The sequence below is a fragment of the Rhodococcus sp. K11/5 genome, assembly GCF_055193735.1.
The window spans coordinates 2758411-2771290 of the sequence record NZ_CM143721.1 but is presented as its reverse complement, the minus strand read 5'-3'; the positions used below and the strand labels follow the sequence as shown (position 1 = coordinate 2771290).

Annotated in this window: 11 protein-coding genes and 2 tRNA genes; 10 read left to right on the top strand and 3 right to left on the bottom strand. The window is 67.9% G+C overall.

The annotated features are described in order from the left end of the window. Positions 1–110 precede the first annotated feature (110 nt). From ACY466_RS13070 to ACY466_RS13050, 5 genes are all read left to right on the top strand, one after another. Entirely contained in the window at positions 111–2048 is a 1938-nt protein-coding gene (locus ACY466_RS13070) for an acetolactate synthase large subunit (protein ID WP_463245794.1), read from the top strand. Beyond that, positions 2045–2548 carry an acetolactate synthase small subunit gene (ilvN, locus tag ACY466_RS13065; RefSeq protein WP_027507015.1) on the top strand — a complete coding sequence of 168 codons (504 nt, stop codon included), beginning with the start codon at positions 2045–2047 and terminating at the stop codon, positions 2546–2548. Before ACY466_RS13070 ends, ilvN begins: the two co-directional genes overlap by 4 nt. Positions 2549–2641: 93 nt before the next feature. Next, positions 2642–3643 carry a ketol-acid reductoisomerase gene (gene ilvC, locus ACY466_RS13060; RefSeq protein ID WP_463252281.1) on the top strand — a complete coding sequence of 334 codons (1002 nt, stop codon included), beginning with the start codon at positions 2642–2644 and terminating at the stop codon, positions 3641–3643. Positions 3644–3777: 134 nt separating this feature from the next. Next, the gene (serA, locus tag ACY466_RS13055) at positions 3778–5373 is read left to right on the top strand and encodes a phosphoglycerate dehydrogenase (protein ID WP_463245793.1); all 1596 of its coding nucleotides are present in this window, start codon (positions 3778–3780) and stop codon (positions 5371–5373) included. Next, positions 5370–6383 carry a 3-isopropylmalate dehydrogenase gene (locus ACY466_RS13050; RefSeq protein ID WP_463245792.1) on the top strand — a complete coding sequence of 338 codons (1014 nt, stop codon included), beginning with the start codon at positions 5370–5372 and terminating at the stop codon, positions 6381–6383. Before serA ends, ACY466_RS13050 begins: the two co-directional genes overlap by 4 nt. Here the strand turns inward: ACY466_RS13050 and ACY466_RS13045 are convergent. Continuing rightward, a complete protein-coding gene (locus ACY466_RS13045; RefSeq protein ID WP_463252280.1) occupies positions 6380–7534 on the bottom strand; it encodes an MFS transporter in 1155 nt (384 codons plus the stop codon). The two genes, ACY466_RS13050 and ACY466_RS13045, sit on opposite strands and share 4 nt — an antisense overlap. 235 nt (positions 7535–7769) lie before the next feature. On the opposite strand from ACY466_RS13045, the gene ACY466_RS13040 reads away from it, so the two are divergent. The 5 genes from ACY466_RS13040 to ACY466_RS13020 all read left to right on the top strand — a co-directional run bounded on the left by ACY466_RS13040 (position 7770) and on the right by ACY466_RS13020 (position 11460). Continuing rightward, a complete protein-coding gene (locus ACY466_RS13040; protein WP_463245791.1) occupies positions 7770–8567 on the top strand; it encodes a fumarylacetoacetate hydrolase family protein in 798 nt (265 codons plus the stop codon). 44 nt (positions 8568–8611) lie between these two features. Then, the gene (gltX, locus tag ACY466_RS13035; protein ID WP_463252279.1) at positions 8612–10090 is read left to right on the top strand and encodes a glutamate--tRNA ligase; all 1479 of its coding nucleotides are present in this window, start codon (positions 8612–8614) and stop codon (positions 10088–10090) included. Between the two features lie 12 nt (positions 10091–10102). Further along, complete coding sequence (locus ACY466_RS13030; protein ID WP_463245790.1) at positions 10103–11113, top strand: YihY/virulence factor BrkB family protein; 1011 nt, start codon at positions 10103–10105, stop codon at positions 11111–11113. 87 nt (positions 11114–11200) lie between these two features. Next, positions 11201–11272 (top strand) — tRNA-Gln (locus ACY466_RS13025). A 115-nt stretch (positions 11273–11387) separates the two neighbouring features. Further along, positions 11388–11460, top strand: a tRNA-Glu gene (locus ACY466_RS13020). An 85-nt stretch (positions 11461–11545) separates the two neighbouring features. Here the strand turns inward: ACY466_RS13020 and ACY466_RS13015 are convergent. Then, on the bottom strand, positions 11546–12058 hold the full coding sequence (locus ACY466_RS13015) for a pyridoxamine 5'-phosphate oxidase family protein (protein ID WP_463245789.1): 513 nt from the start codon (positions 12056–12058) through the stop codon (positions 11546–11548). 37 nt (positions 12059–12095) lie between these two features. Further along, positions 12096–12812 carry an IclR family transcriptional regulator gene (locus ACY466_RS13010; protein ID WP_463245788.1) on the bottom strand — a complete coding sequence of 239 codons (717 nt, stop codon included), beginning with the start codon at positions 12810–12812 and terminating at the stop codon, positions 12096–12098. Positions 12813–12880: the final 68 nt, after the last annotated feature.

The window sequence follows — 12880 nt, the reverse complement described above, 5'->3', positions numbered from 1 at the left end:
GTCGTCGCCTGAGCCGATGTTCTTCTCGCTCAGCCACGACGCGCCACCCTCGCACAGCATCTGCTGGCGAGGGTTTTTTCTTGCCCGGATGAGGATCTAAGGACTTTCCAGTGAGTGCACCCACCGCCCGGCCCGGCCCGGCAGCCCGCAAGTCGAACTCTGCCGCGCCCACTCCCGCTGCGCCCCCGTCGCGCCGCCCCCTCCCTCCCGAGCGCGTCAGCGGCGCGAAAGCCGTCGTCCGCGCACTCGAGGAGCTCGAGGTCGACACCGTTTTCGGTATTCCCGGTGGCGCCGTGCTTCCGGTCTACGACCCCTTGCTCGATTCGACCAAGGTGCGCCACGTGCTCGTCCGGCACGAGCAGGGCGCCGGTCATGCCGCGACCGGCTACGCCCAGGCGACGGGACGGGTCGGGGTCTGCATGGCCACGTCCGGCCCCGGCGCGACGAATCTGGTGACCCCGTTGGCCGACGCGCAGATGGATTCGGTTCCCATCGTCGCGATCACCGGCCAGGTCGGCCGCTCGCTGATCGGAACCGACGCGTTCCAGGAAGCGGACATCTCGGGTATCACGATGCCCGTCACCAAGCACAACTTCCTCATCACCGACGGGGCCGACATCCCGCGCATCATGGCGGAGGCGTTCTACCTGGCGTCGTCCGGACGGCCGGGCGCCGTGCTCGTCGACATCCCCAAGGACGTCCTGCAGGCACAGACCACGTTCTCGTGGCCGCCGGAGATGCGTCTGCCGGGCTACCGTCCGGTGACCAAACCGCACGGCAAGCAGGTTCGCGAGGCCGCCCGGCTGATCGCCGCGGCGAAGAAGCCGGTGCTGTACTGCGGTGGCGGTCTGATCAAGGCCGAGGCGGCCGCCGAGTTGCTCGAGCTCGCCGAGCTCACCGGCATCCCCGTCGTGACCACGCTGATGGCGCGCGGGGTGTTCCCGGACGGGCACGATCTGAACCTGGGCATGCCCGGCATGCACGGAACCGTCGCCGCCGTGGCCGCGCTGCAGCGCAGCGACCTGCTGATCACCCTCGGAGCGCGGTTCGACGACCGAGTCACCGGCCGACTCGACTCCTTCGCCACCGAGGCCAAGGTGATCCACGCGGACATCGACCCCGCCGAGATCGGCAAGAACCGCTTCGCCGACGTCCCGATCGTCGGGGACTGCCGCGAGGTCATCGTCGAGCTGCTCGAGGCCCTGCGTGCGGATCGCGCCACCGGAACCACCCTGGACCTGACCGACTGGTGGACGTACCTGGACGACGTCCGTCGGCGCTTCCCGCTCAGCTACGACCGCCCGTCCGACGGCGCGATGTCACCGGAGTTCGTCATCCAATCCATCGGAAAGTTCGCCGGACCCGACGCCATCTACTGCGCCGGTGTGGGCCAGCACCAGATGTGGGCCGCGCAGTTCATCAGCTACGAGAAGCCGCGTACGTGGCTCAACTCGGGCGGACTCGGGACCATGGGTTACGCCGTTCCCGCCGCCATGGGCGCCAAGATGGGCATGCCGGACACCGAGGTGTGGGCCATCGACGGTGACGGGTGTTTCCAGATGACCAACCAGGAACTCGCGACCTGTGCGGTCGAGGGCATCCCCATCAAGGTGGCCGTGATCAACAACGGAAACCTGGGGATGGTGCGGCAGTGGCAGACCCTCTTCTACGAGGAGCGCTACTCCAACACCGAACTCGGGACACACGGAACGGTGCGAATCCCGGACTTCCTCAAACTAGCCGAGGCGCTGGGATGCGTCGGGCTCCGCTGCGAGCGTGAGGAGGACGTCGACGCGGTCATCGCGCAGGCGAGGGCGATCAACGATCGACCGGTGGTCATCGACTTCATCGTCGGCAAGGACGCCCAGGTGTGGCCGATGGTCGCCGCGGGCACCGGCAATTCCGAGATCCAGGCCGCGCGCGGCATCCGGCCCCTCTTCGATCTCGACGACGCCGCGCAGGGTGTCGTCGCCGAGGTCACCGAAGATGCACTCGAGCAGGGCGCCGAGAACGCGAACGACGCGAACGCGAAAGGTATCGATCAGTGAGCACCAGTCACACCCTGAGCGTCCTCGTCGAGGACAAGCCCGGCGTCCTGGCCCGCGTGGCCTCGCTGTTCTCGCGCCGCGGATTCAACATCGCCTCGCTCGCCGTGGGCGGCACCGAGGTGCCCGAGATCTCGCGTATGACCATCGTGGTCACCGTCGACGAATTCCCGCTCGAGCAGGTGACGAAGCAGCTGAACAAGCTGGTGAACGTCATCAAGATCGTCGAGCAGGAGGCCGATTCGTCGGTGGCGCGTGAGTTGGTGCTGATCAAGGTCCGGGCCGACGCGAGTGTGCGCAGCGAGGTCATCGAGACGGTGAACCTGTTCCGCGCCAAGGTCATCGACGTCTCACCCGAGGCCGTCACGGTGGAGGCGACCGGTACCCGGTCGAAGCTCGAGGCGCTGCTGCGCATGCTCGACCCGTACGGTGTGCGCGAGATCGTGCAGTCCGGTGTCGTGGCCGTCGGCCGCGGGCCGAAGTCGATCACCGCGTCGCGGTAACTGCGGTACCACCGAAACACCCGAACCGAACAACGTCATATTGCACCCGGGAACACCCCGGGCAAACGAGGAGGAAAACCAGTGGCAGTCGAGATGTTCTACGACGACGATGCGGATCTGTCGATCATTCAGGGTCGCAAGGTTGCGGTCATCGGCTACGGCAGCCAGGGCCACGCGCACTCGCTGAGCCTGCGCGATTCGGGCGTCGACGTCCGCATCGGCCTGAAGGACGGCTCGAAGTCGCGGGCCAAGGCGGAGGAGCAGGGCCTCAAGGTCGGCACGCCCGCCGAGGTCTCCGAGTGGGCGGACGTCATCATGCTCCTCGCACCGGACACCGCACAGGCGTCGATCTTCACGAACGACATCGAGCCCAACCTGAAGGACGGCGACGCGCTGTTCTTCGGTCACGGTCTCAACATCCACTTCGACCTGATCACCGCGCCGGAATTCGTCACCGTCGGCATGGTCGCTCCGAAGGGCCCCGGCCACCTCGTGCGCCGCCAGTTCGTCGACGGCAAGGGCGTTCCCGCCCTCATCGCCGTCGATCAGGACCCCAAGGGCGAGGGCCAGGCGCTGGCACTGTCCTACGCCCGCGGCATCGGTGGTACGCGCGCCGGCGTCATCAAGACCACGTTCAAGGAAGAGACCGAGACGGACCTCTTCGGCGAGCAGGCCGTGCTGTGCGGCGGCACCGAAGAGTTGGTCAAGGTCGGCTTCGAGGTCATGGTCGAGGCGGGTTACGCCCCCGAGATGGCCTACTTCGAGGTCCTGCACGAGCTCAAGCTCATCGTCGACCTCATGTACGAGGGCGGCATCGCCCGTATGAACTACTCGGTGTCCGACACCGCGGAGTTCGGCGGCTACCTCTCCGGACCCCGCGTCATCGACGCCGGCACCAAGGAGCGCATGAAGGCGATCCTCGCCGACATCCAGTCCGGTGAGTTCACCCGCCGCCTCGTGGCCAACGTCGAGAACGGCAACACCGAGCTCGAGGGTCTGCGCAAGGAGAACGCCGAGCATCCCATCGAGGTCACCGGCAAGAAGCTGCGCGACCTGATGAGCTGGGTCGACCGTCCGATCACCGAGACCGCCTGATCCTGTTCGTCCCCGGGGGGCGCTCGACGGCCGATTCGTCGGTCGAGGGTGCCCCCCGGTTCCGGGTCCGCCCCGCTCTAGAATCCTTCCGTCGACCACCACCGCAGACCGAACCGAATCAGGGAGTTCTCCACGTGAGCCAGCCAGGCCGTCCAGTCGTTCTCATCGCCGACAAGCTCGCTCAGTCCACCGTCGATGCTCTCGGCGACGGTGTCGAGGTCCGCTGGGTCGACGGTCCGGACCGTCCCGCCCTGCTCGCCGCCGTCCCCGACGCCGACGCCATCCTGGTCCGGTCGGCAACCACCGTCGACGCCGAGGTGCTCACCGCGGGAACCAAACTCAAGATCGTCGCGCGGGCCGGTGTGGGCCTCGACAACGTCGACGTCCCCGCCGCCACCGAGCGGGGAGTGCTCGTGGTCAACGCGCCGACCTCCAACATCCACACGGCCGCCGAGCATGCGGTCACCCTTCTCCTCGCCGCCGCTCGTCAGATCCCCGCCGCCGACGCGACGCTGCGCGATCACCAGTGGAAGCGCAGCAAGTTCAACGGTGTCGAGATCTTCGGCAAGACCGTCGGTGTCGTCGGACTCGGCCGTATCGGCCAGCTGTTCGCGCAGCGTCTCGCCGCGTTCGAGACACACGTCATCGCGTACGACCCCTACGTGTCCGCCGCTCGCGCAGCGCAGTTGGGCATCGAGCTGGTCTCCCTCGACGAGCTGCTCGAGCGGGCGGACATGTTCTCCGTCCACCTCCCCAAGACTCCCGAGACCACGGGCATCATCGGCACGGAGGCCCTCGCCAAGACCAAGAAGGGCGTCATCGTCGTCAACGCAGCCCGCGGCGGTCTGGTCGACGAGCAGGCCCTGGCCGACGCGATCACCAGCGGCCACGTCTTCGCCGCCGGTATCGACGTCTACGCCAGCGAGCCCTGCACCGACAGCCCGCTCTTCGAACTCCCGCAGGTCGTGGTGACCCCGCACCTCGGCGCCTCCACCACCGAGGCGCAGGACCGGGCCGGCACCGACGTCGCGCGGTCCGTGTTGCTCGCTCTCGCAGGCGAATTCGTACCCGACGCGGTCAACGTTTCCGGCGGTTCGGTCGGCGAGGAGGTCGCGCCCTGGCTCGACATCGTCCGCAAGCAGGGTGTGTTGCTCGGTGCACTGTCGTCCGATCTGCCCACCTCTCTCTCGGTCGACGTGCGGGGGGAACTGGCGTCGGAGGACGTCGACATCCTGAAGCTGTCGGCCCTGCGTGGCATCTTCTCGGCCGTCATCGAGGACGCCGTGACGTTCGTCAACGCACCGTCGCTCGCCGCCGAGCGCGGCGTCACCGCCGAGGTCAGTACGGCCAGCGAGAGCCCCAACCATCGCAGCGTCGTCGACGTGCGCGCGGTCTACGGCGACGGCACCGTGCTCAACGTCGCAGGAACGTTGACGGGTCCGCAGCAGGTGGAGAAGATCGTGAACATCAACGGTCGTAACTTCGACCTGCGCGCCGAGGGCAAGAACCTCATCGTCACCTACGCCGATCAGCCCGGGTCGCTCGGTCGCATCGGAACCGCACTCGGCAACGCCGGTGTGGACATCGCCGCCGCAGCGCTGAGCCAGGACGCCGACGGCAGCGGCGCGACGATTCTGCTGCGCGTCGATCGCGACGTTCCCGCGGACGTCCGTTCGGACATCGCCGACGCCGTGGGCGCGACGACTCTCGAACTGGTCGACCTCTCGTGAGGCTCGCAGTCGTCGCCGGAGACGGCATCGGACCCGAGGTCGTGACCGAGGCGCTCAAGGTGCTCGACGCAGTTGCGCCCGGGGCGAGCGTCACCGAGTACGACCTCGGTGCCCGTCGCTACCACGCGACCGGGGAGATCCTGCCCGATTCGGTGCTCGACGAACTTCGCGGTCACGACGCGATCCTGTTGGGGGCCATCGGCGATCCGTCCGTTCCGCCCGGCATTCTCGAGCGCGGCCTGCTGCTGAAGGCCCGGTTCGCGCTCGATCACCACATCAACCTGCGGCCCTCCAAGCTGTACCCCGGCGTGACCGGGCCACTGGTGGGAAACAAGCCCATGGACATCGTCGTCGTCCGCGAGGGCACCGAAGGTCCCTACACGGGCAACGGCGGGGCCATCCGCGTCGGAACGCCCCACGAGGTCGCGACCGAGGTCAGCCTCAACACCCGCTTCGGGGTCGAGCGCGTCGTGCGCGACGGTTTCGCGCGCGCGTCGGCGCGGCGGGGGCACCTGACGCTGTTGCACAAGACCAACGTGCTCTCGTTCGCCGGCTCGCTGTGGAAGCGCACCGTCGACGAGGTCGCGACCGAGTTCCCGGACGTCGAGGTGGCCTACCAGCACATCGACGCGGCCACGATCCATCTGGTGACCGATCCGGGCCGCTTCGACGTGATCGTCACCGACAACCTGTTCGGCGACATCATCACCGATCTCGCTGCGGCCGTCAGCGGTGGCATCGGGTTGGCCGCGAGCGGGAACATCGATGCGACCAAGGCCAACCCGAGCATGTTCGAACCCGTGCACGGGAGCGCACCGGACATCGCAGGCCAGGGAGTCGCGGACCCCACCGCGGCGATCCTGTCGGTGTCGTTGTTGCTCGCACACGTCGGTGACCAGGACGGTGCGGATCGAGTCGAGGCGGCCGTCGCCGCCGACCTCGAGTCCCGGTCCGTGGAGGCGCCGGGCACCACGGTGGCCGTCGGGGACCGCATCGCGGGTCGGCTCTAGCCGGTCCGGTCGGCGGTGCTCCTCGGCAGCACGGGGAGCGCCGCGGCCGCCAGGACGGCGCACACCGCGAAGGCCGCCGCATAGGACGTCTGTCCGATCAGCAGGCCGAAGACCGGGGGAACGGCGGCCGCGGCCAGGTACTGCACGGTGTTCTGAGAACCCAGTGCGCGTCCGCTCCAGAAGGGTCCGGCGATCTCGGCGACCGCGGTGAACGCCAGTCCGTTCGGCGCCACGGTGGCCACCGAGGCCACGACGAGGAGGGCGATCGCCACCGAGACATCGGCGGCGTCGGCCGCTGCGAGGGCCGCCATCACGACGGCGATGGACACGACGATCCACCGCATCGGGCGCATGCGAGACCCCACCCGATCCGAGAGAACTCCGGCCGCGATGCGCCCGAAGGCCCCGCCGATCTGCGCGAGCGTGATGATCACGCCGGCGGCCGCGGGTGACCAGTCGCGCTGATCGGTCAGCCACACCAGGGCGAAGGTCCACACGACGTACTGCGGCACCACCAGCAACACCGAGGCACCGTGGATACGCCACAGCACCGAGTGTCCGCGATAGGGGTTGGTGAGCAGGTCCGCGCTCGCGCCCGCGGACCGCGACGGCCGCGGCGGATCGAAGACGAGGATCAGACACGCGAGTGCGGCGAGAGCCGATGCGGCGGCGGGCAGCAGCATCGCGGCGGCGATGCCGTGACGATCGGCCAGGGTCGGAACGGTCAGAGCGGACACGGCGACGCCCAGGGGCAGGGCCATCTGGCGGATGCCCATCGCGAGTCCGCGTCGCTGGGCCGGGAACCAGCCGACCACGACGCGTCCGGTGGCGGAGTTGACGCTGGCGGCCGCAGATCCGCCCAGCAGCAGGAACAGCCCCAGCGTGACCGTGGACTCGGTGGTCGACGCGGCGAAGGCCGCTGCGGAGGTCAGCACGGATCCGGTGACGAGCGCGCGTCGTTCTCCCACCCGGTCCACGATCGCGCCCCATACGAACAGGGTCAGCAGAACGCCGACGGTGGGCATCGCCACCACCACCCCTGCGCCCGCGAGCGACATCCCTCGATCGACCCGGAGGGCGGGGATGAGGAATGCCGCTCCGTTGATCATCAGTGCCGCGGCCACCGTCGCCAGCATGCCGACGATCAGCATGGTCCAGCGTCCGGCGGCCGAGCCGGTGTATCGCTCACGGGGGCCGGGGTTGTCGGCAGGCGGGTGTGCGGACACGGCGGTGACCTTCCCCCTCCCGGAACCGTTCGGTTCGCGATCCCACTGACTGAGACAGCCGTTCCGAATGATGATCGACCCCGACGACTGTACGCCGGTGGCGTCGAACTTCGGCACGCCCTCCGCGGTCTCGGCACCGGACCTCGATAGACTCTGCGCCATGCGTCTTGGTCGAGTAGCGAGTCCCGATGGTGTCGCCTTCGTGTCGATCGAGGGTGACGGTGACGAGCGAACCGCTCGGGAGATCGCCGAGCATCCCTTCGGCACACCCACGTTCACGGGTCGGAGTTGGCCGCTCGCCGACGTCCGCCTGCTGGCGCCGATCCTGGCGAGCAAGGTGATCTGTGTCGGCAAGAACTACGCCGATCACGTCCAGGAGATGGCCGCGCTGAGCGGTGACGCGTCGGGCGGCGCCGAGGCCCCGGCGGATCCCGTGATCTTCATCAAGCCCAACACCTCCATCGTGGGGCCGGCCGCGAACATCGTGCGTCCCAAGAACTCCGACGAGGTCCACTTCGAGGGCGAACTGGCCGTGGTGATCGGGCGTCCGTGCAAGGACGTTCCCGCCGCGCGGGCGTCCGAGGTGATCCTCGGATACACCGTGGCCAACGACGTCACGGCCCGCGATCACCAACGTCACGACGGCCAGTGGACCCGCGCGAAGGGATACGACACCTTCTGCCCGCTCGGGCCGTGGATCGAGACCGCGATCGATCCGTCGGACCTGTCGATCACCACCACCGTCGACGGTGAGGTGAAGCAGAGCAGCCGGACATCGATGCTGTTGCACGCGGTTCCGGAGATCATCGAGTGGATCTCGGCGGTGATGACGCTGCTCCCCGGTGACGTCATCCTCACGGGCACACCGGCCGGCGTCGGTCCGCTCGAGGCCGGACAGTCCGTGTCGGTGGAGATCGACGGTATCGGCACCCTCGTCAACCCGGTCGTGAACAAGTGAGCGCCGATGCCGCTGCGCCCGTGAGCGCCGATGCCGCTGCGCCCGTGAGCGCCGATACCGCTGTGCGCGTGCGCTTCTGCCCGTCGCCGACAGGGACTCCGCACGTCGGTCTCGTCCGCACCGCGCTGTTCAACTGGGCGTTCGCGCGACACCACGGTGGGGCTTTCGTGTTCCGTATCGAGGACACCGACGCCGCTCGCGACTCGGAGGAGTCCTACCGCGCTCTCCTGGACGCGCTGCGCTGGTTGGGGCTCGAGTGGGACGAGGGTCCGGAGGTGGGCGGCCCGTACGAGCCGTACCGCCAGTCACTGCGCCGCGATCGCCACCTCGAGGTCGTCCGGGCGCTGGTGGAGGCGGGGGAGGCGTACGAATCGTTCTCCACGCCCGAGGAAGTCGAGGCGCGGCACCGCGCCGCCGGCCGCGACCCGAAGCTCGGCTTCGACAACTTCGATCGCGATCTGACCGACGATCAGCGTCGGGCGTTCGTCGACGAGGGTCGTAAACCCGTGATCCGACTGCGCATGCCGGATCACGATCTGACCTGGACCGACCTGGTGCGCGGCGAGACCACCTTCCGCGCCGGCACGGTGCCGGATTTCGCGCTCACGCGCGGCAACGGAATCCCGCTGTACACCCTCGTCAATCCCGTCGACGACGCGTTGATGAGGATCACTCACGTCCTGCGCGGAGAGGATCTTCTCTCGTCCACTCCCCGGCAGCTCGCGCTGTACGAAGCCCTCACGCGGATCGGTGTGGCCGAACGTGTTCCGGAGTTCGGTCACCTGCCGTTCGTCATGGGGCAGGGAAACAAGAAGCTGTCCAAGCGTGATCCGGAGGCGAACCTGTTCCTCCATCGGGACCGGGGGTTCGTTCCCGAGGGCCTGTTGAACTATCTCGCGCTTCTGGGATGGGGTTTCTCCGACGACCGCGACGTCTTCTCGCTCGACGAGATGGTGGCCGCGTTCGACGTGTCGACGGTGAACGCCAACCCCGCGCGGTTCGATCAGAAGAAAGCCGACGCGATCAACGCGGAGCACATCCGTCTTCTCGATCCGGCCGATTTCGCGACGCGGCTGCGGACGTACCTGGAGCTGCACGGCCACCCCGTCGACACCGTCGATGCCGAGACGTTCACCGCAGCAGCGGAACTGGTGCAGACTCGCATCGTGGTCCTGTCCGATGCCTGGGGGTTGCTGAAGTTCCTGCTGCAGCCCGCGGCCGAGTTCGTCGTCGATCCGGCGGCCGCGGCGAAGAACCTCGGTACCGACGCGGCACCCGTGCTCGACGCCACGGATGCGGCACTGTCGTCGTTGGCCGAGTGGACACCCGACGCGATAGAGGAGGCGCTCAAGGTCGCGCTCGTCGACGGGTTGGAGCTCAAGCCCCGCAAGGCTTTCGCACCGGTGCGCGTCGCCGTCACCGGCTCGCACATCAGCCCCCCGCTCTACGAGTCGATGGTTCTGCTGGGCCGTGAGACGACCATGGCGCGCATTCGGTCGGCGCGCGCGTCGATCGACGGCTGACGCGGGCGCTCGATGGGTGCGACCGACAGGATCGATGCCTTTCAACGCAAGCACCCGGCGGCCGGTTACCCGCTGGCGGTCGTCTACAAGTTCGTCGACGATCAGGGCGGCTATCTCGCTGCGCTGATCGCCTACTTCGGCTTCGTCTCTCTCTTCCCGCTTCTGCTGCTGTTCTCCACGGTGCTGGGGATCGTGTTGGCCGGGGACCCCGAACTGCAGCAGCGGATCATCGATTCCGCGATGAGTCAGATCCCGCTCATCGGAGACGAACTCGGCGAGCCGGATCGATTGAGCGGGGGAACGGGCGCGATCGTCGTCGGTGTCTTGGGCTCGTTGTACGGCGGGCTCGGAGTCTCCGTGGCCGCCCAGAACGCGATGAACACGGCGTGGTCGGTCCCGAAGAACGAACGCCCCGACCCGCTCCGCGCGCGAGTGCGGGGATTCGGTCTGCTCGCGACCGTCGGTACCGCCATCGTGGGTTTGACCGTGCTCAACGGATTCAACGCCGCCGGCGTCTTCGGGACGGTGGTCGGGTTCTTCGTCACCGTGGCGGCCATCGTCCTCAACATCGCGACGTTCGTCGTGCTGTTCCGGCTCGGCACCACGCGGGCGCTGTCGGTCCGTGACGTCCTTCCGGGCGCGATCATCGCCGGGCTCGTGTGGCAGGCGCTGCAATCGTTCGGTGGGTTCTACGTTCAACAGGTGGTGGGCAACGCGGAAACCACCAACGGGGTGTTCGCGATCGTGCTCGGATTGCTGGCGTTCCTGTACGTGTCGGCGATCCTGCTGGTGTTCTGCATCGAGGTGAACGTGGTTCGGGTCGATCGGCTGCACCCACGGGCGTTGCTGACTCCGTTCACGGACAACGTGGACTTGACCGACGGCGACCGCGATGCCTACACCGCCGCCGCCGAGGCGCAGCGACACAAGGGTTTCGAGGAGATCGACGTCAGCTTCGGCGAGCCCGGCGGTGGCCGCGAGCCGGGGGCGACCGATGAGCCCGAGGCCGAATCCACCCGCTGAGCTGCTGGTTTGGTGATTTCAGCCGGGTGTTTGGTAGTGTTCTCCACGGCCCGAAACGGTGCGGAGATCGCAGCCGGAACAGGCCATTGGGGTATGGTGTAATTGGCAACACAGCGGTTTCTGGTACCGCCATTCTAGGTTCGAGTCCTGGTACCCCAGCCGAGAAACAGCCGATTTCGTCGGTTGCTCTCCACCGGTTATGCTCGTCCGGTTGCTCGAACTGCTTCACATCTCCACCAGTACCGACACACAGTCGGTACACATGCACAGTCTTGGCCCCGTCGTCTAGCGGCCTAGGACGCCGCCCTCTCAAGGCGGTAGCGCGGGTTCGAATCCCGTCGGGGCTACACACGAGAACAGCACCTCTCGATCATGTCGAGGGGTGCTGTTCTTTTTTCTCGAAGTAGGTGTCCGGTGTCTCGACCGGCGCGGTCAGGCGTCGGAGTCGCGGGCCGCGGGAGCCGTCGATCCTGCCACCGGCATCGGATCGAGTCCGAGTTTGCGATGGTCCCAGGACCGACTGCGGGTGGGATCGAGTCGCATCACCACGCGCTTGTTCATCATCATGTCGACGAAGGGCCGGTGTTCGTCGGTGTACGGGCCGGTGTACCGCTCCCACACGCTGATACCCACCGCGAGCAGGTCGTCCGGGTCGTCGCTGATGTGCGCGGTGCCCTCGAAGGAGACGCCGCGCAGGGTGTCGTAGGTGTCGCCGGCCTCGATCGACACCGTGCAGCGATCGTCGCGCCGGAGATTGACCGCCTTCTGGGACTTGGCCTTGGTCTCGAACCACACGGCGCCGTCGACGACGGCGAACCACATGGCGACCAGATGCGGAAGTCCGCTCGGTCCGATGGTGGCGAGCGTCGCCACTCGGCTCTGCTCGACGAAGGAGCGGATCTCGTCCTCGGTCATGGTGATGTTCGCGCGTTGATTGGTTCCCATGATCGACCTGGTTACCACACCGAGGCACCCGAGTGGGTCAGGCCGCCTCGACCCTCAGTCGCTTCTGGATCGCATCGGCGGCGGCGACGAGGTCCGCGGCCCACCGCGCGCCGGGCCGGCGTCCCATGCGGTCGATGGGGCCCGATACCGACACCGCGGCGATCACCCGGTCCTGCCGGTCGCGGATGGGGGCGGCGACGGACGCCACGCCGGGTTCGCGTTCCGCGGCGCTCTGGGCCCAACCGCGGCGCACGGTCTCGGTGAGTACGCGCTCGCCGAACGCCGCGTCGGGCAGAACCGCGCGTCGCAGGGCAGGGTCGGCCCAGGCGAGAAGGACCTTCGCGCCCGATCCCGCGGTGAGGGGCAGGCGGGCACCGACGAGGACGGTGTCGCGCAACCCCGTGGGGGGCTCGAGGGCGGCGACGCAGACGCGAGCCGTGCCGTCGATCCGGAAGACCTGAACGCTCTCTCCGGTGATCTCGCGCAGCCGGGGCAACACGGTCGATGCCGCATCGATGAGCGGATCCTGCGCGGTGTCCGCGAGTTCGGCGAGCCCGGGACCGGGCCGCCACAGCCCGTCGTCGTCACGGGTGAGCAGGCGGTGCACCTCGAGCCCCACCGCGAGCCGATGGGCGGTGGCGCGAGGCAGTCCGGTGTGCTCGCACAGGTCGCCGAGAGTCGACGGTCCGCGGGAGGCCGCGTGCAGAACGCTCATTGCTTTGTCGAGAACGCCGATGCCGCTATGCTGTCCCATAGGTCGATACTATCGTCTCACTGATTGGGACGACAGACCTTCGACCGAGACTGCGAGAAAGGTGGGAT

Excerpts from the sequence above, each read along its gene's own strand:
- ACY466_RS13040 (WP_463245791.1), top strand. The coding sequence starts at position 7,770 with ATGCGTCTTGGTCGAGTAGCGAGTCCCGATGGTGTCGCCTTCGTGTCG.
- ilvC (WP_463252281.1), top strand. The coding sequence starts at position 2,642 with ATGTTCTACGACGACGATGCGGATCTGTCGATCATTCAGGGTCGCAAG.
- ACY466_RS13015 (WP_463245789.1), bottom strand. The coding sequence starts at position 12,058 with ATGGGAACCAATCAACGCGCGAACATCACCATGACCGAGGACGAGATC.
- ACY466_RS13010 (WP_463245788.1), bottom strand. The coding sequence starts at position 12,812 with ATGGGACAGCATAGCGGCATCGGCGTTCTCGACAAAGCAATGAGCGTT.
- ACY466_RS13045 (WP_463252280.1), bottom strand. The coding sequence starts at position 7,534 with ATGCTGATCGTCGGCATGCTGGCGACGGTGGCCGCGGCACTGATGATC.
- ACY466_RS13030 (WP_463245790.1), top strand. The coding sequence starts at position 10,103 with ATGGGTGCGACCGACAGGATCGATGCCTTTCAACGCAAGCACCCGGCG.